This window comes from Maritimibacter alexandrii, from assembly GCF_005871115.1.
In the GTDB taxonomy this organism is placed as follows: Bacteria; Pseudomonadota; Alphaproteobacteria; order Rhodobacterales; family Rhodobacteraceae; genus Maritimibacter; species Maritimibacter alkaliphilus.
Genome location: NZ_SWKQ01000009.1, coordinates 1,158,981 through 1,180,753, shown reverse-complemented (window position 1 = coordinate 1,180,753; position 21,773 = coordinate 1,158,981). Strand labels below are relative to the sequence as shown.

General features: G+C 64.0%; 21 protein-coding genes. 13 read left to right on the top strand and 8 right to left on the bottom strand.

The window, feature by feature from the left end; all coding sequences use genetic code 11:
* Positions 1–90: 90 nt before the first annotated feature.
* Together FCT00_RS06615 and FCT00_RS06610 are read right to left on the bottom strand one after the other, a co-directional pair.
* Positions 91–879: a phosphotransferase family protein gene (locus FCT00_RS06615; protein WP_008332291.1), complete on the bottom strand. Its 789-nt coding sequence runs from the start codon at positions 877–879 to the stop codon at positions 91–93.
* Positions 860–1,708: an LOG family protein gene (locus tag FCT00_RS06610; protein WP_138422315.1), complete on the bottom strand. Its 849-nt coding sequence runs from the start codon at positions 1,706–1,708 to the stop codon at positions 860–862. Before FCT00_RS06610 ends, FCT00_RS06615 begins: the two co-directional genes overlap by 20 nt.
* A 91-nt stretch (positions 1,709–1,799) precedes the next feature.
* Here FCT00_RS06610 and dapD point away from each other — a divergent pair, with 91 nt between their 5' ends.
* The 3 genes from dapD to FCT00_RS06595 all read left to right on the top strand — a co-directional run bounded on the left by dapD (position 1,800) and on the right by FCT00_RS06595 (position 4,133).
* Entirely contained in the window at positions 1,800–2,627 is an 828-nt protein-coding gene (gene dapD / locus FCT00_RS06605) for a 2,3,4,5-tetrahydropyridine-2,6-dicarboxylate N-succinyltransferase (protein ID WP_008332307.1), read from the top strand.
* A gap of 109 nt (positions 2,628–2,736) precedes the next feature.
* Entirely contained in the window at positions 2,737–2,991 is a 255-nt protein-coding gene (locus tag FCT00_RS06600) for a GlsB/YeaQ/YmgE family stress response membrane protein (RefSeq protein WP_008332309.1), read from the top strand.
* A 185-nt stretch (positions 2,992–3,176) separates the two neighbouring features.
* Positions 3,177–4,133: a calcium/sodium antiporter gene (locus tag FCT00_RS06595; protein WP_138422314.1), complete on the top strand. Its 957-nt coding sequence runs from the start codon at positions 3,177–3,179 to the stop codon at positions 4,131–4,133.
* Here the strand turns inward: FCT00_RS06595 and FCT00_RS06590 are convergent.
* Positions 4,117–4,815 (bottom strand): DUF4336 domain-containing protein, encoded by a 699-nt coding sequence (locus FCT00_RS06590; protein ID WP_235888946.1) that lies wholly within the window; start codon positions 4,813–4,815, stop codon positions 4,117–4,119. The two genes, FCT00_RS06595 and FCT00_RS06590, sit on opposite strands and share 17 nt — an antisense overlap.
* Before the next feature lie 277 nt (positions 4,816–5,092).
* Here FCT00_RS06590 and FCT00_RS06585 point away from each other — a divergent pair, with 277 nt between their 5' ends.
* From FCT00_RS06585 to FCT00_RS06570, 4 genes are read left to right on the top strand one after another with little or no spacing between them, the layout of a single operon-like run.
* The gene (locus tag FCT00_RS06585) at positions 5,093–6,127 is read left to right on the top strand and encodes a sodium:calcium antiporter (protein ID WP_138422312.1); all 1,035 of its coding nucleotides are present in this window, start codon (positions 5,093–5,095) and stop codon (positions 6,125–6,127) included.
* Positions 6,128–6,176: 49 nt separating this feature from the next.
* The gene (locus tag FCT00_RS06580) at positions 6,177–6,521 is read left to right on the top strand and encodes a hypothetical protein (RefSeq protein WP_138422311.1); all 345 of its coding nucleotides are present in this window, start codon (positions 6,177–6,179) and stop codon (positions 6,519–6,521) included.
* Positions 6,518–7,525 carry a TIGR00341 family protein gene (locus FCT00_RS06575; RefSeq protein ID WP_008332314.1) on the top strand — a complete coding sequence of 336 codons (1,008 nt, stop codon included), beginning with the start codon at positions 6,518–6,520 and terminating at the stop codon, positions 7,523–7,525. The genes FCT00_RS06580 and FCT00_RS06575 overlap by 4 nt, the downstream gene beginning before the upstream one ends.
* Entirely contained in the window at positions 7,522–8,160 is a 639-nt protein-coding gene (locus FCT00_RS06570; RefSeq protein ID WP_138422310.1) for an HAD hydrolase-like protein, read from the top strand. Before FCT00_RS06575 ends, FCT00_RS06570 begins: the two co-directional genes overlap by 4 nt.
* On the opposite strand, the gene FCT00_RS06565 is transcribed toward FCT00_RS06570, so the two are convergent.
* Both FCT00_RS06565 and FCT00_RS06560 read right to left on the bottom strand, forming a co-directional pair.
* Positions 8,157–8,753, bottom strand: a complete 597-nt coding sequence (locus FCT00_RS06565; protein WP_138422309.1) for a hypothetical protein — start codon at positions 8,751–8,753, stop codon at positions 8,157–8,159. The two genes, FCT00_RS06570 and FCT00_RS06565, sit on opposite strands and share 4 nt — an antisense overlap.
* A gap of 60 nt (positions 8,754–8,813) precedes the next feature.
* Entirely contained in the window at positions 8,814–9,911 is a 1,098-nt protein-coding gene (locus FCT00_RS06560) for a Hint domain-containing protein (RefSeq protein ID WP_138422308.1), read from the bottom strand.
* A gap of 366 nt (positions 9,912–10,277) precedes the next feature.
* On the opposite strand from FCT00_RS06560, the gene dapE reads away from it, so the two are divergent.
* The gene (dapE, locus tag FCT00_RS06555) at positions 10,278–11,423 is read left to right on the top strand and encodes a succinyl-diaminopimelate desuccinylase (RefSeq protein ID WP_138422307.1); all 1,146 of its coding nucleotides are present in this window, start codon (positions 10,278–10,280) and stop codon (positions 11,421–11,423) included.
* A gap of 50 nt (positions 11,424–11,473) precedes the next feature.
* Here the strand turns inward: dapE and FCT00_RS06550 are convergent, their stop codons facing one another.
* Complete coding sequence (locus FCT00_RS06550; RefSeq protein ID WP_138422306.1) at positions 11,474–13,444, bottom strand: bifunctional 2',3'-cyclic-nucleotide 2'-phosphodiesterase/3'-nucleotidase; 1,971 nt, start codon at positions 13,442–13,444, stop codon at positions 11,474–11,476.
* 150 nt (positions 13,445–13,594) lie between these two features.
* Positions 13,595–14,623 carry a glycosyl transferase family protein gene (locus tag FCT00_RS06545; protein WP_138422305.1) on the bottom strand — a complete coding sequence of 343 codons (1,029 nt, stop codon included), beginning with the start codon at positions 14,621–14,623 and terminating at the stop codon, positions 13,595–13,597.
* 119 nt (positions 14,624–14,742) lie between these two features.
* Here FCT00_RS06545 and cysG point away from each other — a divergent pair, with 119 nt between their 5' ends.
* The gene (cysG, locus tag FCT00_RS06540; RefSeq protein ID WP_138422304.1) at positions 14,743–16,173 is read left to right on the top strand and encodes a siroheme synthase CysG; all 1,431 of its coding nucleotides are present in this window, start codon (positions 14,743–14,745) and stop codon (positions 16,171–16,173) included.
* Between the two features lie 13 nt (positions 16,174–16,186).
* On the opposite strand, the gene FCT00_RS06535 is transcribed toward cysG, so the two are convergent.
* Positions 16,187–16,771: an HD domain-containing protein gene (locus FCT00_RS06535; RefSeq protein WP_138422303.1), complete on the bottom strand. Its 585-nt coding sequence runs from the start codon at positions 16,769–16,771 to the stop codon at positions 16,187–16,189.
* Between the two features lie 231 nt (positions 16,772–17,002).
* Here FCT00_RS06535 and ahcY point away from each other — a divergent pair, with 231 nt between their 5' ends.
* The 4 genes from ahcY to FCT00_RS06510 all read left to right on the top strand — a co-directional run bounded on the left by ahcY (position 17,003) and on the right by FCT00_RS06510 (position 21,766).
* Positions 17,003–18,397, top strand: coding sequence for an adenosylhomocysteinase (gene ahcY, locus FCT00_RS06530; protein ID WP_138422302.1), 1,395 nt, complete (start codon positions 17,003–17,005; stop codon positions 18,395–18,397).
* 140 nt (positions 18,398–18,537) lie between these two features.
* Complete coding sequence (locus FCT00_RS06525; protein WP_138422301.1) at positions 18,538–19,656, top strand: DUF4344 domain-containing metallopeptidase; 1,119 nt, start codon at positions 18,538–18,540, stop codon at positions 19,654–19,656.
* A 256-nt stretch (positions 19,657–19,912) separates the two neighbouring features.
* Positions 19,913–20,695, top strand: coding sequence for a hypothetical protein (locus tag FCT00_RS06515; protein ID WP_171042908.1), 783 nt, complete (start codon positions 19,913–19,915; stop codon positions 20,693–20,695).
* Positions 20,696–20,794: 99 nt separating this feature from the next.
* Positions 20,795–21,766 (top strand): ketopantoate reductase family protein, encoded by a 972-nt coding sequence (locus tag FCT00_RS06510; RefSeq protein ID WP_138422298.1) that lies wholly within the window; start codon positions 20,795–20,797, stop codon positions 21,764–21,766.
* Positions 21,767–21,773: the final 7 nt, after the last annotated feature.

The following is a 21,773-nucleotide window of genomic DNA, read 5'->3' as shown; positions in this document are numbered from 1 at the left end:
CTCGGGAGAGCGCGAGAGGGCTGGCCCTCTCGCCCCGCCTGTGCCTGCCAGAGGCAGGGACAGGCTCATAAAGCGTGCGCGCAAGCGCACTCATCTTTCAAGCAGCGACGCCTTGCCGTATCCGTCGTCACCGCGCGCGGCCCGCCAGCGGCAGTAGCCGCGCATCCGGGCCTGATAGAGCGGCGCGAGGGCGCGGTATCGCTCGGTCACGTCGCCCTCGCCATAGGCCGCCAGAAATCCTTCCACCTCGTCCTCGGTCAAGGGCCGGTTGCCGGAGATGACCTGCATCGCCGGCGACAGGAACACCGCGATGTCGTCGCAGGCATCCCCCACGCCGGGGCATTGCCAGTCGATGAAGGTCACCCGGCCTTCCGACACCAACGCGTTCGCCGCCGTCGCATCGCCGTGGATGAACGCCTCGCGGGCTTTCGGCAGATCGTCCGGCACGACCGGGACGTTTTCGCCCAGCGCCATGGTCTGCTGAACCAAGGCATCCTTGCCCATCGGCTTGTGCGGCAGACCTTCGGGCGCTTCGATCGCGTGCAGGCGGGACAGCCGCTCGGCCACGCAGGCCACGCCATCCTCCGGCTGCCAGCCCCGACCGGGGGCGAGGCGATAGACCAGACTGTCGCCCTCGGCCGCGATCAGTTCGGGGGCGAGGTTCGTGCCTTTCAGCGCCCTCAGAACCTGCCGTTCCGCGTTGGGGTCGTTCGTGAACAGCGGCGTGTCGGCCTCGGGCCGATAAAGCTTCACCACCCGGTCGCCCACTTGCCAGAGCGCGTTGGTGTTGCCGCCCGTCAGGGGCTTCCAGCGGACGAGCGGCTCGACGGCCCCCTGCTGTTCCCAGAAATAGATGAGGTCAGCGTCCGGGAATGACACGGCGCTTCTGGCCCTTTTCGTCCCAGTTCTCCATCGCCTCGATCGCCTCCTCTGCGGTGTCCACGAACCTGAACAGCTTGAGATCGTCGGGCGAAATCGTGCCCGCATCTTCCAACGCCTTCCAGTCGATGATCCGTTCCCAGAATTCGCGCCCGAAAAGCAGGATCGGGATCTGTTTCATCCGTCCGGTCTGGATCAGGGTCAGGCTCTCGAACAACTCGTCCAGCGTGCCGAAGCCGCCGGGGAAAACGGCAATCGCCTCGGCCCGCATCAGGAAATGCATCTTGCGGATGGCGAAGTAGTGGAAGTTGAAACACAGCTCCGGCGTCACGTATTCGTTCGGCGCCTGCTCGTGCGGCAGGACGATGTTCAGGCCGATGGACACACCGCCCGCGTCCGCCGCGCCCCGGCTGCCGGCCTCCATCACACCGGGACCGCCGCCCGTGACGACGACCTTTTCTAGCTCCGGCGTCTTCAGCCCTTCGATGGTCAGAAGTCGCGCGAATTCGCGGGCCTGATCGTAGTATTTCGACAAATTGCGCAAGGTGTCGGTGCGGGCCTTGTCCTTGTTCGCGGGGGCCGGAATCCGTGCGCCGCCGAACATGACCACCGTCGACTTGATCCCCGCCTCGTTCATGACGAGCTCCGGTTTCAGAAGCTCCAGTTGCAGCCGCACCGGGCGCAATTCCTCGCGTGCCAGAAATTCGGGATCGTCGAAGGCCAGCGCATAGGTGGGGCTGCGCGTCTGCGGCGTGTCCGGGATGTCGTGGCTCGCCCGCCGGTCTTCGGAGCTGTCCCGGAACGGGTGGGCGCGGCTTTGTTCTGTCATGCTCGTCCTCTCTTGCCGCGTTGCGCGGGGCTGCGTCCGCCTTTATAGCCGTCGCGACACAAGACGTAACACGGGATTTCGGGGAGACACCATGTCCAACGCCGCACTGGAGACCGCCATCGAAGCCGCCTGGGAGGCGCGCGATACGATCACGCCGACGACCGGGGGCGAAACCCGCGAAGCCATCGAAGATACGCTGAACGCGCTCGACTCGGGCGAGCTGCGCGTGGCCGAGCGCCGGGACAACGGCGACTGGCATGTGAACCAGTGGGCCAAGAAGGCCGTTCTTCTGGGCTTTCGCATCAAGGACATGGAAATCCAGCCGGGCGGCCCGCAAGGCGGCGGCTGGTGGGACAAGGTCGACTCCAAGTTCAAGGGCTGGGGCGACAACCAGTGGAAGGCCGCAGGCTTTCGCGCCGTGCCGAACTGCGTCGTTCGCAAGTCGGCCTACATCGCGCCGGGCGTCGTGCTGATGCCGTCCTTCGTGAACCTCGGCGCCTACGTCGACGAGGGCACGATGGTCGACACATGGGCCACGGTCGGGTCCTGCGCACAGATCGGCAAGGGCGTGCACCTGTCGGGCGGCGTGGGTATCGGCGGCGTGCTGGAACCGATGCAGGCCGGTCCGACGATCATCGAAGACAACTGCTTCATCGGTGCCCGGTCCGAAGTGGTCGAGGGCGTTATCGTGCGCGAGGGTTCGGTTCTTGGCATGGGTGTCTACATCGGCCAGTCCACCAAGATCGTGGACCGCGAGACCGGCGAAGTCATGTACGGCGAAGTGCCGCCCTATTCGGTCGTCGTCTCCGGCTCCATGCCCTCGACCGGCGGCGTGAACCTGTACTGCGCGGTGATCGTGAAGCGCGTGGACGAAAAGACGCGCTCCAAGACCGGGATCAACGAGCTTCTGCGCGACTGATACCCACTCATCGCTGGGTTTTGGATCAGGGCCGGGGAACACTCCGGCCCTTTTTCGTGTTTGTTCGGGGAACACCGGCCTGCCCGGTACAGACAACAGGAGATTTGACATGACCGGAGTCGGTTGGTTTGCAGCTATCATCATCGGCGCCGTGGCCGGGTGGCTGGCGGAACAAGTCATGAAGTCCAACATGGGGCTTCTGATGAACATCATTCTCGGGATCGTCGGTGCGCTGGTGCTGAACGCCATCCTGATGTTCGTGGTGGGGAGCACGCTGGGCGGCTGGCTGGGTCAACTCGTCGTCGGCTTCATCGGTGCCTGCCTGCTGATCTTCATCGCACGGGCCTTCCGTCGCGGGACTTGAACCGGAGGTCGACGAGACCGGAGACATATTGGGCCGCGCGTCGATGGATGCGCGGCCTTCGCGTATCGCAGGGGTCGCAAGGCCTCGGTCAGGCCGCGGGTTTTTTGCGGCAGTGGATTGAAATGGCTCGGCGGGGGACCATCTGAGTCGAGCGCGGTCTTTGCGTTCTCGGAGTGCTCTTTCCCATGATCGATGTTCTGTTTCTGCTCGGCGGCCTTGTCGGGCTGGTCATCGGCGGCGAGTTTCTGGTCCGGGGGGCCGTGTCCGTCGCCGAACGGGCAGGCCTGTCGCCCATGGTGATCGGCCTTACGCTTGTGGGCTTCGGCACCTCGGCGCCGGAGCTGGTCACATCGATCCAGGCCGCCTTTGCGGGATCGCCCGGAATCGCCATCGGCAACGTCGTCGGATCGAACACCGGGAACATCCTGCTGATCCTCGGTCTCACCGCCCTGATACGGCCCGTGCTGATCGACCGGAACGCCCTGATGCGCGATGGTGGCGTGGTGATCGCGGCAAGCGTGCTCCTTGTAGCGGTCGCCCTGACCGGCGCGCTTGGGCGGGGGGCCGGCGTGCTGCTGTTCGGCCTGCTGCTGGTCTACCTCATCGCGACGCTGGTCATCGAGCGGCGGCGCAACACCGCCACCGGCGCGGTCTATGCCGCCGAGGCCGAGGCCATTCCGCAGGCCTCCCTGTCGCTGGGTGCCGCACTGGGCATCGCGGTCGGCGGTCTCGTGCTGACCATCTTCGCCGCGCGGGCGCTGGTGTTCGGGGCCGTCGGTCTGGCTGAACTGGCGGGCATGTCGGAAACCGTGATTGGCCTGACGATCGTGGCCATCGGCACGTCGATGCCGGAACTCGTCACCGCCATCATCGCGGTGCGAAAGGGTCAGGGCGACGTTGCCTTTGGCAACGTGCTGGGGTCGAACATCTTCAACATCTTGGGCATTCTCGGCGTGACCGCGATGCTGCGGCCCTTGGCCATTCCGCCGGAAATCCTGCGGCTCGACATCTGGGTCATGCTGGCCGCAACGCTCGCCATGGTGCTGTTCGCGATAACCGGCTGGCGCCTGTCACGTCGCGAAGGCGCGGTGTTCGTCGCCTCCTACGTCCTGTATCTCGGCGTGCTCATTTCCGGGGTCTGAGCCACGCGAAAGCGCGTTCGAGAACGGCTGTCCCATCGGTCGTGACCGGCGCCCCGTGCGCCACGACGACAGCCTTGGGAGACCACCCCAGAATGCGGCGAACGGCGGCGCGGGCGGCGTCCTTGTCGCTGAACGCCACGCGGAATTTCTTCGGCACGCTCGGTTCCAGACCGATCATGCCGTCGAGTCGGGCCACGATGGCCCGCCAGCCTTTGAACCAGCCGACCGGGAGTTGCTGAAGCAGGTCGCAGAACAGGACCGTGCGCGACGGTATGTGGTAGAACACGACCTCGGTCGTGATCCGGTTGCCGGGGATAACGACCTGTTCGATCACATCGGACCAAGGCGGCGCTGGATCGTTCCCCAAGGTGCCCGCGAAGGCCAGATCGCCCCGTTTTTCGGCAAGCCCCGGCGCCGCCCAGATTTCCGCCCGCGGATAGGCTTCGGCCCAGTCGGCTAGAAAGACGTGGTGCAGGTGGTTCGGTGCGACGAGGTATCCGACAGGTCCGATCGCATCGACCGCCGCACGGATATCCTGTGAAAGCGCCACGGGGGACCACAGCCACAGCGCCCCATCGGTCAGGCGCACGACCACCATGCGCGTGGGGTAGTGAAACCCCATGGCGGCAACGACCTCGGGGCCATTGGCGAGCCAGATTCCATCGGCGAACTCGTCCAGCATCATGGCCTCCTGCTACGCTCAAGGGAGCCTAGATTGGCGGCCGTGAGCCATCAAGATCGTTTGGCTTGCTGCGGAATGCGTGGAGGCGCGCGGTCCGGCATCATCGACCGAAACGACCACCGGCACCAATACCGATGTCGCGGTCGACCCATTTCCATGCGCCATCGTTATATGCCTGCAAGCGGCGGAGTTTCCTTCCCGCAGGCAAAAGGAACCCTCTGCGGTCACGTGGGTTGGGATTAGGTCCCCGGCACGAATCCCGCATGAAAGGCCCGGTTTGTTCGACGATTTCTCGACTGTCGTATTGTTCCTCGTGTTCGGCATTGCGGGCGCCCTCGTCGTCGGTGCGTCGATCAAGGCGACCGGGTTGGCCGATACCATCGCCGACCGAACAGGCATGGGCGAAGCGATGGTCGGCGGGCTGGTTCTTGGCGGCGCGACCTCGCTGTCGGGCGTCGTGGTGTCGGTGACGGCAGCGTCCTCGGGCGACGCGAGTTTCGCCATCTCGAATGCCGTCGGCGGGATCGCGGCACAGACCCTGTTCCTTGCCATTGCCGACCTGATCTATCGGCGCGCCAATCTGGAACATGCGGCGGCCGAACCTGCGAATATGTTTCAGGCCGTCCTGCTGTTGATCCTTCTGTCCCTGCCCATCGCCGCCATGGCAGGGCCGGACTTTTCGTTCTTCGCGATACACCCCGTGTCGATCATACTGTTCGCCGGATATCTCTGGGGCGTCAGGCTTGCGACCTCCGTCCGCAACCGACCGATGTGGGAACCCGTCGAAACCGGCGAGACGCGCTTCGACGAACCCGAGGATGAGGCCGACGCGGCCAAGTCCGCCCGAAAGCCCGCCATCATCTTCGCCGCGCTGGTCGTCGTCATGGCGGGCTGCGGCTGGGTCATCAGCCAGGTCGGGGGTCAGTTCATTTCGCGTTTCGGGCTGAGTTCGTCTCTGGTCGGTTCGCTCGTCACCGCCGTCGTCACATCGCTGCCGGAGCTGGTGACGACGCTTGTCGCGGTGCGCCGGGGCGCCCTTCAACTCGCGGTCGGCGGGATCATCGGCGGCAACACGTTCGACACCCTGTTCCTCGTCTTCTCCGACGTGGCCTATCGTGAGGGGTCGATTTTCCACGCGGTCGGGATGAACGATCTCTACTGGTTCGCAACGGGTCTTATCATGACGGCGGTGCTGCTGGCGGGCCTGATCCTGAGGCAGCGCGAGGGGCCGGCGCGGATCGGCATCGAAAGCGCGCTGATGATCGCCGTCTACGCGCTTGCCGTCGGGGTGGAGGTCTTTGCCCGTGCTTGACTTTGCAAGGCCCCCGGCGCACCTCTGCCGCAAGAATGCGGGGGCGGACATGACCGACAAACCGAAGAAACCGAAACGTCAGAAGGTCTATACCCTGCTGGTCGATGTCGGGCGCAAAGACGGCGACGGGTTGCCCGACGGGTCAACCGGAGCCGCGCTCGTCTGCTATGCCTCCGGCGTGGACGAGGCCGAGGCGGTGCGCGAAACGGTCGCGATCCTGAAGCAAGCCGACCTCGCCCCGCTTGACGTCACGGGCTATGGCACGCTGGAAGAGCGCCTGTCCGAAGGCCATGACATCCCGGACGAAGAACGGGCGCTGATGGATCGTGCGCTTTCCGAGAATTCGGTGGTCGTCGCGCAGATGACGCCGTTTTTCGAGGACGGCGAGGCATGAGCGACCGGCTGATCCAGATCGTCACGGCGAAAGAGCATGTCGAGACGATCACGGGCTGCCTGAAAGACCTTCCCGAAGAGCATTGGTACTGTTTCCCGTCGGGCGAGGATGATCGGCAGGTCATCATCGCGTCGCTGGATCATGTCGACATGCAGGACGTGCTCGACGCCATTTCCGAAGCGATGGACGGGCGGGAGGGCTGGACCCTTCACACGTTGCCGACCGAGGCGCGTCTGCCAAAGGCCGAGGACGAGGAGGAAGAGGAACGGGTCGCCCAGGCCGAGAACGCCAATGCGCGGGAAGAGATCTATTCCGACATTCGCCAAGGCACCGCGCTGACCGTCGATTACCTCGTGATGACGGGTCTGGCGACGGTCGTCGCGGCCATCGGGCTGTTGCAGGATCAGGTCGCCGTCGTGATCGGCGCGATGGTGATCGCCCCTCTGCTGGGGCCCATCCTCGCATTCGCCTTCGCGACGACGCTGGGCACCGTGCCGCTGATGTGGATCGCGCTGCGCGCCCTTGGGGCCGGGCTGGGGGTCGGTGTCGTCGCTGGGGTCATCCTGGGATTCATCGTGCCGTTCAACGGGGAGTCTTCGTTGATGGCCTATGACGGTTCGCTGACCCTCATGACCGTCGCGCTGCCGCTCGCCTCGGGCGCGGCGGCGGCGCTGATGGTCGCGGGTGGCCAGACCTCGGGCCTTGTCGGGGTGATGGTGGCGGCGGCCTTGTTGCCGCCGCTCGCCGCCTTTGGCCTGTTGCTGGGCAACGGGTCGTATGTGCCTGCGGTCCGGGCGCTTGCCACCGTCGTCATCAACATCGCGGCGATCAACCTCGCCGCGCTTGTGGTGTTCCGGGTCAAGGGGATCCGCCCCCGCGACTTCGAGACCGAGGAACACCAGACCTCGATCAGAACCTCGCTCGCCATCGCCGCCGCGGTCGTGGCTTTGCTTGCGCTTGCGGTCTATGCGGCCGAGCACGGGTGGCTCTTGTTCGGCGGATGACCACCGTATTCCTCGACCTTGACGGAACGCTGACGGACCCGGCGGTGGGGATCGTCACGTCGGTGATTTATGCGCTGGAACACGCGGGGCTCGACGCGCCGCCGCCCGACACCCTTACGTGGGTGATCGGGCCGCCCTTGATCGAAAGTTTCGCCCGGCTGGGCGTGCCGGACCCTGTCAGGGCGCTCGCGTTGTACCGGGAACGGTTTTCCGAGGTCGGGCTATTCGAGAATGTGCCCTATTCGGGTGTGGAGGGCGTGTTGGCGCGCCTCGCCGCAGAGTATCGACTGTGCCTCGCGACCGCGAAACCGCTGGTCTATGCGAAACGGATCACGGCGCATTTCGGCATGGATAGACACTTGTCGGCCCAGTTCGGACCGGAGCTGGACGGGACGCGCAACGACAAGGGCGATCTGCTGACCTATGCGCTGGATCAGCTCGGGGAACGTGCCGGGAATGCCGTGATGATTGGCGACCGGCACCACGACATCGACGCGGCAAGAGCCGTCGGCATGCGCTCCATCGCGGTGACATGGGGATACGGCACGCCGGAGGAACACCGGCAGGCCAATCTGGTTTGCGACCACCTCACCGACCTGCCTGAGGCTGTGGCCCGCGTGTTCGAAACGCACTAAGACCCAGGAACGAGTTCCACGTCGAAGCTGGACGGAAGGCTTTCGGGTTCCGGCATGAACATGATGGTCAGCGGGATCACGAGTTCGGCTGCGGTGCCGTCGCGGATGATCGTGCCGTTGGTCGACACGATTTCCTTGCCGATCACGGTCAGCGACATGGCGTGCCCTTCAAGCGAGTCGCCGAACATGGCCGCCATCTGCTCCCGCTCTTCCGGGGGCGGCAGGTCCGACGTCATCTCGGACAGGTCGAACGAGATCGAGATGTTGCCGTTGTCGAGTTCTTCGATCGTCACCCCGTCGCCGATTCCGATGTCGTTGTCCGGGTCGTCCATCGCCATGAGCAGGTCTTCGAGCGACCGGCGTTCGAGCATCGAACAGGTGTAGGTGCCATCGGCGTTCTCGGTTCCGATCCCTTCTTCACAGGGATCTTCGCCCATGCTCGACGCCATCTGGTAGATTTCGGCGCCCATGGTCATGACCGCATCCAGCTTGACCTCGTCGGTGTTGGTGAAATCGGCCCGGATGTCGGCGTCGAAACAGGCGGCGAGGGGCAGGATCGCCGCGAAAGCGAGTCCCTTGACGAAATGGCGCATAGCGAACTCCCTGAAATATCCTTCGGCTACTCTGTCAGCGGCATGATGGCCTGTCCACCGTCAGCGGTGGAGCACGGACGCAAGCGACCGGGCTTCGTGATCCGACAGCCGGTGACGCGCGAAACTCCGATGCGTCGGAATGGCCGAGCGCGGCATCTCGGCAAGCGCCGTGGCATCCAACCTGACCGGATCGGTGGCAATCTGGCCGACATACAGGCTTTCGGACCAGAGCGAGTCGTGCAGCAGGCAATCGTGCCGGTCGAGCAGGACGTGATAATAGGTCACGGTCTTGAGCCGGGCTTCCGACACTGCCGCGCGGCTACCCATCAACCGCTGGGCCGGAAGAAGCGCGTCTTGTTCGCCCAGAAGATATTCGGTCTCGGACCCTTCGACGAGGATGCGGTGATCGGGTGCGACCAGCATGTCTTCGGACAGGCCGAAGAACGGGGCACGGATGCGGATCGGACGAAAGCGGCCCAGCGCGGGCACCGTGCGCCGGGTGATCCAGCGTACCGGCTGGATACCGGAGGTCGCGGTCAGAACGCGGTCGCCCAGCCTGAGGTTTTCGACCCGCACCGAACCAGACGGCGTTTCGATGCGCGACCCTTTGCAGATACCGGCGGAAAGCCCGACCGGTTCCACCTTGTCCGACACCGCGACGAACGCCGCCTCGGCGCTGATCCGCGTGGAATGGCCGTTTCGCATGATCGTCAGCGCGTCGAGCATCGGCATGGGCAGCGGATTTCCCACCTTGATGACGAAGAACTCGCCCGTGTCGACAAGCTTCACCGCCAGCCGACCCCAGCGTTCCGGTGCATTCCAGCTGAAATAGAGCCTGATGGCCGCGTCACGTTCGGGCACCGGGAATTTCAGTCGCGCGATGAAACGGCTTTGTCCCTGAACCATGCGCACCTGCATCTCGCCCGATTTCCTGAGCTCGACCGACAGGTGCCGGTGCCAATCTTTGCTGCGTTCATAGTGGAGGACGGCCTGTGATCCGTCCGTCTCGGGGCGGAACAGGGTTTCGACGATCAATGTTCCGGTCGGAAGAATCTCGTTCGGCGCGGCGACCTGCACATTCGTGTGCTGCGGTTTCGCACCCAGTCCCGCCGGATTGAAAAGACCCTTGGTCAGGTCGGTAAGGCCGATCCAACTCATGGGATGACCCCCGCGCCTTCGCCGAAGATGGCGGTCGCCATCGCAAGCGCGGACGCATGTGTTCGATTCGGCAAATTCCTCGCCGTTGCCATGAAACTCTGCCCTCTGCCCACGCGGCAGCCGACGACACAGGGGGGCGAAATGCCTTGGTCCTGAAATCCGCTCGCGGGTCCTGCGCTTTGCGCGCTTTTGGGTGGACCGCTACAACTGCCTCGTTGTTATTGCGCCATCTATGAACCAAAAATTCCAATTTGTTAACCGTGTGGTTCAAAAAACTACGTTTGTCTTCAACCCCCTGTCACCCGGACGCAACATTGCGAGGCGGCGGGGCGGCGTGTATCACCGGGCGGTCAATGTGAGGCTGTCATGACCGAAACCAATCCTGTCGAAATCACGCGGCGCTTGATCGAGTGCCCTTCGGTCACGCCGGAAGAGGGCGGGGCGTTGGTCTATCTGGCCGATCTGCTCGAGGGCGCCGGGTTCGTATGCACGCGCGTGGATCGTGGCGGGATCGCGAACCTGTTCGCGCGCTTCGGGCCCAAAGGCGCGCGGCTGACACTTGGTTTCAACGGTCACACCGACGTGGTCCCGGTCGGCGATACCGGCGCTTGGACGGTGCAGCCCTTTGGCGCGGAAGAGCGGGACGGTCACCTTTGGGGGCGCGGCGCGACGGACATGAAATCGGGCGTCGCCGCGTGGGTCGCCGCCGCGATGGATGCAACGCGGGACTTGCCGGACGATTGCGGGCTGATCCTTGCAATTACGGGTGACGAAGAAGGCGACGCGACCGACGGAACCAAGGCGCTGCTCGACTGGATGGACCAGAACGGCGAGGCGATGGATGCCTGTGTCGTGGGCGAGCCGACCTGCCCCGACACGATGGGCGAGATGATGAAGATCGGGCGCCGGGGGTCGATGACCGCCTTTTTCACGGCGCGCGGCGTGCAGGGGCACGCGGCCTATCCGCACCGCGCGAAGAATCCCGTGCCTGCGCTGGCGCGGTTGGTGTCGGACCTCGATGCGCATGTTCTGGACGAAGGCACCGCCCATTTCGACGCCTCAACGCTGGCGGTCACGACCTTCGACGTCGGCAACCCGGCGACGAACGTGATCCCGGCCGAGGCGAAAGCCACGGTGAACATCCGGTTCAACGATGCGCATACTTCGGCGGGCCTGACCGATTGGCTTCAGGCCCAGATGGACCGGGTCGCCGGCGAGACGGGGATCGAGATCGGCATGGTCGTCAAAGTGTCGGGGGAGAGTTTCGTCACACCCCCCGGCCCGCTGTCCGATACCGTCGCTGCGGCGGTCGAGGCCGAGACGGGGCTGCGCCCGGTCATGTCCACATCGGGCGGCACCTCGGACGCGCGGTTCGTCAAGGATCACTGCCCGGTGGTGGAGTTCGGTCTGGTCGGCAAGACAATGCATCAGGTCGACGAGCGGGTGGAGATTGCGCAGATCGGGCAGCTCAAGTCGATCTATGGCCGGATCATCCGCGACTTCTTCGCCTGAACGGAAAACGGGCGCGCCGACCGGCACGCCCGTTCCTCAACCGACTGCCCTCAGAGCGTGATGCGGAAGCGGGCGAAACCGTCCGGACCATCGCCCGCCGGCTCGATCTCGACCCCTTCGACCGATGCAGCGTAGTCGGCCGCCTTCGGCCCGGTGTCGAACAGAACCGTCGCTCCATCCATCGGCGCAAAGGTCCAGTTGGCGTCGGCGCTGGGGTTGATGGTGCCTTGTTCGACGATGTAGCGCACGATCACGTCGCGGTTGGTGTCCGGCCCCTCGAAGATGATCGTATCGCCCTTGGCCCCCGGGAAATCGCCGCCGCCGCCCGCGCGATAGTTGTTGGTCGCGACCACGAATTCCATATCGTCGGTCACCGGGGCGCCGTCGAACATCAGGTTCACGATCCGGTTCGCATCCGAGTTGATCTGGTTTCCGATCCGGTCGAACCGCGACGGCTGGCTCAGGTCGATCTGGTAGGTCACGCCGTCGATCACGTCGAAGTTGTAGGAAGGAAAATCGGGATTCAGAAGGACCTGATCCGCTTCACCCGGCGTGATCTGGTTGAACATGCCCGCAGACCGTTCGAGCCATCCCCTGAGCTGCGCTCCGTCGATCTTCACCGCGCGCACCGTGTTGGGATACAGATACAGGTCGGCCACGTTCTTGATCGCCACCGGCCCCTCGGGCACGTCGGTGTAGTATTCCGGTCCGCCACGTCCCCCGGCCTTGAACGGGGCTGCCGCGGACAGGATCGGAAGCCCCTCGTACTCCGTCCCGCGCATCATCTGTTCGATGTACCAAAGCTGCGCGTTCGAGACGATCTGAACGCTGGGATCGTCGGCCACCAGCGCGAAGTAGCTGTGAAGCGGGGCCGAGGTTTCGCCAACTGCGCGGCGCACGTATTCGAGCGTTTCGTTGTGCGCCTGTTCGACGCTGGCCAGAACGGCGGGCACGTCTTCGACCAGCGCGGTCACGCTGCGGTCTTCGTTGCGTTTCGAAATCGGGCGCGCCTCGGTCTCGGCCATGACGACCCGCCAAGCGTTGCCGTCGCGCTCCAGCATCAGGTCGATGACGCCAAGGTGCGACCCCCAGAACCCGCCCATGACGGCGGGCTTACCGTGGATCGTTCCGGCCTCGGCGTCGAGACCCGCGTAATCGGCGTAGTCAGGCGACGGGAAGACGAGGTGGCTGTGACCCGTCATCAACGCGTCGATCCCCTCGACTTCGGCAAGCGGGACCGATGCGTTTTCCATCCGGTCCTCATGCTGGGCCGACCCGATGCCTGAATGGCTGAGCGCGATGATGATGTCGGCGCCCTCTTCCTTCATCTGCGGCACCCAGGCCTGCGCGGCTTCGACGATGTCGCGGGTCGTGACGTTACCTTCTAGATGGCGGCGGTCCCACGTCATGATTTGCGGCGGCACGAAGCCGATCAGGCCCACCCTGATCGGCGCGGTCGTCCCGTCGCCCAGCGTCACCTCGCGGTCGAGGATCACGTAAGGTTGCACCAGCGTCTTGTCGCCCCGTGGGTTTTCGGCCCGTTCGCTGACCACGTTGGCGGAAACGACCGGGAAGTCGGCCCCGGCCAGCGACTTGGTCAGAAACTCGAGACCATAGTTGAATTCGTGGTTGCCCAGCGTCGACGCGTCGAACCCAACGGTGTTCATCGCCTGAATGACCGGGTGCATGTCGCCTTCCTTCATCCCCCGCTCATAGGCGATGTAGTCGCCCATCGGGTTGCCTTGAAGGAAGTCGCCGTTGTCGACGAGCATCGAGTTCGTCGCTTCGGCGCGGATTTCCTCGATGATCGACGCGGTGCGCGACAGGCCCACGGTGTCGATAGGGCGGTCCGAGTAGTAGTCATAGGGATAGACATGAACGTGAAGGTCCGTCGTCTCCATGATCCGCAAGTGCGCCTGTGCGCCCTGTGCACGGGCCGAGAACGGGTGCAGCGCGATCAGCGCGGCACCAGCGGTGCCCGACATGAATGCGCGGCGGGAAAGGGTGAAATCCTGTGACATGCGTGTCCTCCAACTGTCCTGCCGAAAACGCTATGCGCGGTTCGTGACAGGCCAAAGACAGGATTTCCTTGTTCGGCGGATTTCAGCTTTTTACCGTGCGGTCAAAGCCTGAAACGGCCCCTGCGCGCCCATGAAACGCGCAAGCTGGTCTCATTTCGGCGCGAAACGCGAAGGGTCGCGGGCGTCCCAGATCGCTTTGGCCTGCTCGTTCGCCTCGGCCTGAGTCGCGGCGCGGCCCATGGTCTTGAGCGTAACCGCGAGCGTCGAAAGCACGGCGGCGAGCGCATAGGCATCGGCGTCCCGACCGGCCCAGACCTGTTCAAGCCGGGCGACATCCATCGTTTCGTCAGCCGGCGCATGGCCGTCGTCGAGCGTCGCGGGCCATGTCTCGACCACAGGGTCGGTGGCACCATGCGTCGTCCAGACTGGGCAGGGCTTGTTCGGGCGCATCTCGATCTCGCCCCCATCGCCGCGAAACACCGCCATGTTGGGAATGTCGAGGATTTGCGCGGCACCGGAATGGATGTCGAGGAAGCCGCGATGAAAGATCCCCTGCATCACGGTCGGCGCGTCGAACGGGTTGAGAAGCCGGGTGAAGCTGTTGACGGGCGAGCGCAGGCCGAGCACGGGCTTCAACTCGATCAGGTCGCGCAGGACCGGCGAGAGCGTCTCGAGCGGCATATAGGTCATGCCCTGCGCCTCGATCTGACCGGCGGCATCGGCGAAGTCGCAAGCGATCGGCAGGCCGAAACGCGCAAAGACGTCACGCGTATAGACGCGGCCGGGCGTGTGCCCTTCGGCCCCATGCAGCACCACGCGGGTGCCGGACTGGACCAGCGCGATGAGCGACAGGATGAACCACGGCAACTGAACCCGTTTGCCCGCGTAGCAGGACCAGTCCAGGTCGACCTGCGGGAGTTCTTCGGGACGCTCGAATGTCGCCCGCGTTCCGGCAACGAACCCCGCGATCTCTTCCGCCGTCTCTTCCTTGAGCCTGAGGAGCATGAGATAGGCCCCGATCTGCTCTGGCAACGCCTCGCCCCGCAGGATCATCGCCATCGAATCGCGCGCTTCCTCATAGGTGAAGGGTCGCTGCTTGGTCTTGCCACGCGCGAGGATCGCGACATAGGGCGCGAACGGGTGCGGGTTGTCGGCGGTGAAGGGGCGTTGGATGTTCATGTCAGCATCATACGCTGCGTTGCGGCGGGCGTGTAGGCCCTTTGAAACATGCGGATTCGCGCATTTGACACGCAGCCCGGAAAGCGGGACATGGACGAAAGAGCCAAGGGGACGCGGACATGGATTACCTTCCCATCTTTCTCGAAGTCGCGGGCAAGCGCGTGATCGTGGATGGCGGCACGACGGTCGCCGCACGACGGGTGGAACGGGCGCTGAACGCGGGCGCGCTGGTCGAGGTGTTCGATCCCGATCCGGGGGACGAGGTTCGCGCGTTCCTTGGCCACGAACGGCTGACACATCACGCGCGCGTACCGGACGAGATCGATTTTCAGGGATGCCTCGTCGCCTATGGTGCGTCGGAGGAGCATGACCGGGATGCGTTGCTTCACCGCGCCGCCAAGGCCGCGGGGGCGCTGGTGAACGTGGCGGATGAAAAGCAATACTGCGATTTCATCACCCCCTCGGTTGTCGAGCGCGACCCGATCACCATCGCCATCTCGACCGGCGGCGCGGCCCCAGTGATCGCGCGTATCCTGCGGGCGCGGATGGAGGCGATGCTGCCGGCCGCCTACGGCCGCCTCGCCAAATTCCTCGCCGATTTCCGGGGGCGCATCTACGAAGCCGTGCCGAACGGGCGCAATCGTCGCCGGTTCTGGGAGAACCTGATCGAAGGGCCGGTGGGCGATGCGTTTCTCGCGGGCGAGGAAGGTCTGGCGCAGGAACGGCTGGAGGCCGAGTTGCAGCGCGGCGCCGACGTCGATCTGAAACGCGGCGAGGTCTGGCTGGTGGGTGCAGGTCCGGGCGACCCCGATCTACTGACCTTCAAGGCGTTGCGCATGATGCAGCACGCCGATGTGGTGTTCTACGACCGCTTGGTCGGGGACGGGATCGTCGACCTGCTACGCCGCGATGCCGAACGCATCTACGTGGGCAAGAAACCCAACGAACATACTCTAACCCAGCGTGAAATCACCGATCAGATGATCGAACGCGCCAAGCGGGGCGAGCGTGTTCTGCGCCTCAAGGGCGGCGATCCGTTCATATTCGGGCGTGGCGGCGAGGAGTTGGAGGATGTCGCCGCCGAGGGTATCCCGGTCGAGGTCGTGCCGGGGATCACGGCGGCTGCGGGATGCGGCGCGGCGGCGGGTATTCCGCTCACCCATCGCGACCACGCGCAAAGCTGCGTCTTCATCACGGCCCATGGTGCGGGTGGCGTGATCGGACACGACTGGACGCGATACGCCCGCAAGGGGCAGACGGTCGTCGTTTACATGGGCCTCAATGCGATCAAGACGGTGATGGACGCGGCCCTTGCCCAAGGTGTCGATCCCGAAATGCCGGTGGCCGTCATCGACAATGGCACGCGACTGGATCAGCGCGTGATTACAGGCACGCTCGCGAATATCGAGGCCCGCGTGGTCGAGGCCGATCTACCCGGCCCCGCGCTTATCGTCATCGGGCATGTCGTGTCACTCTATGGCGCACTCGGCGTGAAAGGCGCGGTTGCGGACCAATACGACATGACGCTGAAGGCCGGATCGACGCTCTAGCCGAAAACAGGCTCTAAACCAGCGCAAGAAGCGCGTTGTGGCGGGCGACGAAGTCGTGCCGCACATCGACGGGCGGACGCGGCGCGATGGTCAGGCCCTCGATAAGCCCCTCGTCCGGGTGGCCGAAGAACCTGTCCGCTTCCGCCATCGAAAACCCGGCGATCTGGGTCGCTTCCAGCCAAGCCGACACCTTGTCGGCCTTCTTGATCGCCTTCTTGATGTTGGCGGGCACCTTGTGCGGCAAGCCGAAGCGCAGGTGGATCGCCGCCATGAGCCGATCGTCGAGTTCCCCGTAGCCCGGCCCCACGGCGGCCTTCACCGGCGAGATCATGTCGCCGATGACGTATTCCGGTGCATCGTGCAGCAAAGCGGCGAGTTGCCATTTTGCTGGGGCTTTGGGGTTCATGCGTGAGAACAGCTCTTCGACCAGAATGGAGTGTTCGGCCACCGAATAGGGAAAATCGCCACGCGTCTGCCCGTTCCAGCGCGCGACGAAGGCAAGGCCGTGCGCGATGTCTTCGATCTCGATGTCCACCGGGGTCGGGTCGAGGAGATCGAGCCTTCGACCGGACAGCATTCGTTGCCACGCACGGGCCATCAGCCTCGCCTCCCTTCAAGCGCATCGGGGTGAGCCTGCGCGGACGTCGCATGATCCGGCCCTTCGGGCACGCCACAGTGACCGCCTTGTCGTTCGTTCATCGTGTAAAACATTCGCCTGCCTTTTACGCGAAGTGTTCCCAAAGACCGCGCAAAGTCAACGCAGGCTTCGTTGCACCTTGGGTGAGGTGGTGCTAGCAACCTGCAAACGCTGACCTACGGAGAGATACCTGTGACTCAGGATTATATCGTTAAGGACATTTCGCTTGCAGACTTCGGGCGCAAGGAATTGGACATCGCCGAAACCGAAATGCCCGGGCTGATGGCTCTTCGGGAAGAATACGGTGCGACCCAACCGCTGAAGGGCGCCCGGATCGCGGGGTCGCTGCACATGACGATCCAGACGGCCGTTCTGATCGAAACGCTCGTTGCGCTCGGCGCCGACGTGCGCTGGGCGTCGTGCAACATCTTCTCGACGCAGGATCACGCGGCCGCCGCCATCGCGGCTGGCGGCACCCCGGTTTTCGCCGTGAAGGGCGAGACGCTGGAAGAATACTGGGACTATGCCGACCGCATCTTCATGTTCGAAGAGGGCGGCTGCAACATGATCCTCGACGATGGCGGCGACGCGACCATGTACATCCTGATGGGTGCGCGTGTGGAAGCGGGTGAAACCGACCTGATCGAAACGCCGACCTCGGAAGAAGAGGAATACCTCTTCAAGCAGATCAAGAAGCGCCTCGCGGCAAGCCCCGGCTGGTTCACCAAGCAGCGCGACATGATTAAGGGCGTTTCGGAAGAGACGACGACCGGCGTTCACCGCCTGTACGAGCTGATGAAGAAGGACCTGCTGCCCTTCCCGGCTATCAACGTCAACGACAGCGTCACCAAGTCGAAGTTCGACAACAAATACGGCTGTAAGGAATCGCTGGTCGACGGTATCCGCCGCGCCACCGACACCATGATGGCCGGCAAGGTCGCCGTGGTCTGTGGCTATGGCGACGTTGGCAAAGGCTCTGCCGCCTCGCTGCGTGGCGCAGGTGCCCGTGTGAAAGTGACCGAGATTGACCCGATCTGTGCGCTTCAGGCCGCGATGGACGGGTTCGAGGTCGTCACGCTCGAGGATGTCGTGTCGACCGCCGACATCTTCGTGACCACCACCGGCAACAAGGACGTCATCCGCATCGAGCATATGCGCGAGATGAAGGACATGGCCATCGTCGGCAACATCGGCCACTTCGACAACGAGATTCAGGTGGCGAGCCTGAAGAACCACAAGTGGACGAACATCAAGGATCAGGTGGACATGATCGAGATGCCCTCGGGCGCCCGCATCATCCTGCTGTCCGAAGGTCGCCTCCTGAACCTCGGCAACGCCACCGGCCACCCCTCGTTCGTCATGTCGGCGTCGTTCACCAACCAGGTGCTCGCCCAGATCGAACTTTGGACCCGTGGCGAGAACTACAAGAACGAGGTCTACATCCTGCCCAAGCACCTCGACGAAAAAGTGGCCCGCCTGCACCTCGACCGGATCGGCGTGAAGCTGACCGAGCTGAAGCCGGAACAGGCAAGCTATATCGGTGTGACGGTCGAAGGGCCGTTCAAACCGGAACACTACCGGTACTGAGCCACTCGTTTACCGAGGAAATCGAGACGCCGCTTCCCGCTTGGGGGGCGGCGTTTTCATTTCCGGCGCTTTTTCGGTCCCCGCGCATTGACCGAATCGTCCGGTCTGGCCGGATACTGGTCGTCGAGAGGAGACCAGACATGCGCCGACTCCTACTTGCCGCCGTGACGGCCTTGTTCGTTTCCGGGCCGGGCACCACTTCAGAAGCGGCCACGGACGACGAGATCGCACGCGCTGTCGCCGAAGTCATCGTCGAGGAATACCCCGATCTCACGCTCGACGTGGTCGGACGTGCGTTGCGCAAGACCTGGGCCAGCATCCAGTTCATCATGTACCACGAAATCGCGCACATGCTGATCCACGAGTATCAGTTGCCCGTGCTCGGGTGGGAAGAGGACGCGGCGGATACGCTCGCCGTGGCCATGCTGGTCGGGAACGAAACCGATGAAAATAATGAAACCCTCTACGCCGCCATTCAGGATTGGGCGATCAACAGGGGTGATCCGGCGACCCTGACCGATGCCCATTTCTACGACGAGCACAGCTTGAACCTTCAGCGGGCCTATCATGCCACGTGTCTGCTCGTGGGACGGGACGGGGACCGCTACGGCCCGATTGCCGACATCATGCAGATGCCCGACGACCGTCGGGAAAAGTGCGTCCATATCTCCGAGCGGGCGCTGGATGGCTGGCGCGCCGTGCTGAAGCCGCATCTTCTGCCCCGTGACGCACCGAGAACGGGCGGCGCGTTTGCGTTGAATTATGTGCAGCCGGAGCCGGGCATGACATACCTGCTGGGCCAGATGCTGATGGAGATGAAGTTCCTCGAGAAAGTCGAAGCTTTGATCGCCGGGAATTTCGACCTGCCCCGAGATCTCCAGATCGCCACTGCGCCCTGTGGCACCGTGAACGCCTTTTACCGCCGTGATCCGCCGGCCATCGTGATGTGCTACGAGATGGTATTCGCCAAGTTTTCCCAGTTCACGAACTACGAAATGGGATTGGCTGCCCGCGAGGAGAGCGACCGCATGGATGGAACCACGCCACCGGAGACGGAACCCGGCGTGGCCCAAAGACGGTTCGGTGGCGCCGTGGACCAGAGCGGTTGGTCGATCACGGTGACGTCCGAAGGCGAATGGTCCGGGCGCGATGCGTCCGGTAACGAGCTTAGAATGCCGTCCACGCTGACCACGAAAGGGCTGGACAACGCCCGGCGGTGCCCGGGGCGCGGAACCTGGCCGAACTGTTTTTCGGACTAGCGGAAGCGTGCGCGATCGCAGCTTCGGGGTGATCCGCGGGCCAAGCCGCCCATTACCTTTATTGTTTTTTGTCAGACACTTGATTGAAAAATGGGCAGGTTCCCGCCCGGCCTTGCTTGGGCGGAATGCGGCCCGACCTGCGGGCGGTCATCGGCCATCCTTCGCCAACCGCTCCCCGTCGCGATCCCTTAGTGGGAACCGACTCACCTCCAGCCCGGTTTGAACGGCAATACAGCGACCGAAAAGGAGGATCGTTATGAAACTCAAGACCCTTATGATGGGTGCCAGCCTGGCCGCTCTCGTGGCAGGTGGTGCCTATGCGCAAGACACCGACGAACCCATGGCGGCAGAAGAGCCGATGGCGGCCGAAACCGAAATGGGCACCGACATGACCGGCACGACGGACATGGAAGGTGACGTGGCTGCGGCCCCGACCTTCGCCTCGCTCGACGAAATGACCGTCGGCGACGTCGTCGGCTTTGTCGCCTATGACCCCGAAGACAACCGGATCGGCGAAATCGACTATGTCGTCGCCAATGGTGACGGCGCGGATGCCGTGATCGGTATCGGCGGCTTCCTGGGCCTCGGCGAATACACTGTCGCCCTGCCGCTGGAAGACTTCGAGCTGCGCGAAGACGGCATGTCCTTCGTCCTCTCGACCGACAAGGAAACGCTGAAGGAACAGCCGGAGTTCGATGAATCGGACGTCGAGGGCCTGCCGGACGAAACGCCGGTTGCCGACCTTCTCCCGGCTGAGGAAGAAGCGCCGGCGGCTGACGACGCGACCGGATCGGACGCATCGGCCAGTGCGGATGACGCGATGGAAGGTGAAGACGCGACCGAAGACATGGCCGCGGAAGAACCTGCCACGGAAGACGGCGCGGTGGAAGAAGACGTCGCCACCGATACCGAGGCGACGACCGAAGGTGCCGCCGAGGAAGACATGGCGGCCGACACCGACGCGACTGATGAGGAAGCGACCGAAGACGATATGGCCGCGACCGAAGAGGAAACTGAGACGGAAACGACCGCCCAGTAATCCGACATCCCTGAGTGTTGTTGAGGGCGCGTCTTCGGGCGCGCCCTTGCATATGCGCCGTATACCGGCAGGATCGCATCGAGATTGCAGGAGGACGTGATGCGGTTCGTTGTTTTCGGTACAGGCGCCATCGGAGGGGCGGTCGCGGCGGCCCTTCATTTGGCGCAAAAGGATGTCATCGCGATCTCGCGTGGGGCGCAGCTTGACGCGATCCGGTCCAAGGGATTGCGGCTCAGGACACCTTTGATGGACGAGGTCGTCAAGCTTCACGCCGTCGGCGCGGCCAACGACATCGAATTCGGTCCCGACGATATGATCCTGCTTGCCATGAAAGGTCAGGATACAGGCGAGGCGCTGGAAGACCTGCGTGCGGCGGGTGTGACCGATCAGCCGATCTTCTGCCTCCAGAACGGGGTCGCGAACGAGTCAAAGGCGTTGCGGCTCTTTCCGAACGTGCACGGCGTGACGGTGATGATGCCCGCGCTGTTTACCGTGCCCGGTGAAGTCGTCGTGCAATCGGCACCCAAGACCGGGCTGTTCTACATCGGTCGGTATCCGGGCGGCGTGGACGACGCGGATGAAAGCCTGTGCGCGGCACTGACCGACGCTGGCATCGCCGCTTTCCCGAAAGACAACGTGATGGCCACGAAATACGGGAAGCTGCTCATGAACCTGTCGAACATCGTCGGCGCCGCACTGGGCCATGGCGCGCCCGCCCCCGGCTTGCGCGAGACGATGCGCGCCGAGGCCGAAGCGGTTCTGGCCGCTGCAGGCATCGATTGGGAGGACGTGGGAATGGATCACCCGGACCGAAAAGCCCACATGACGTTCACCAAGGTTCCCGGTGTCGAGAACGCCGGAACCTCGACGACCCAGAGTTTTCTGCGAAAAACTAAACGTGTCGAAACGGATTGGCTGAACGGCGAGATCGTCTGGCTTGGGCGAATGCACGGGGTGCCGGTGCCGGTGAACGCGGCCCTCACCCGGATCGCGGCCCGCATGGCGCGCGACGGGGTTGCGCCCGGCAGCGTGACAATGGATGAGATCGAAGCAAAAATTCGAACGTCTTGAAGGCATT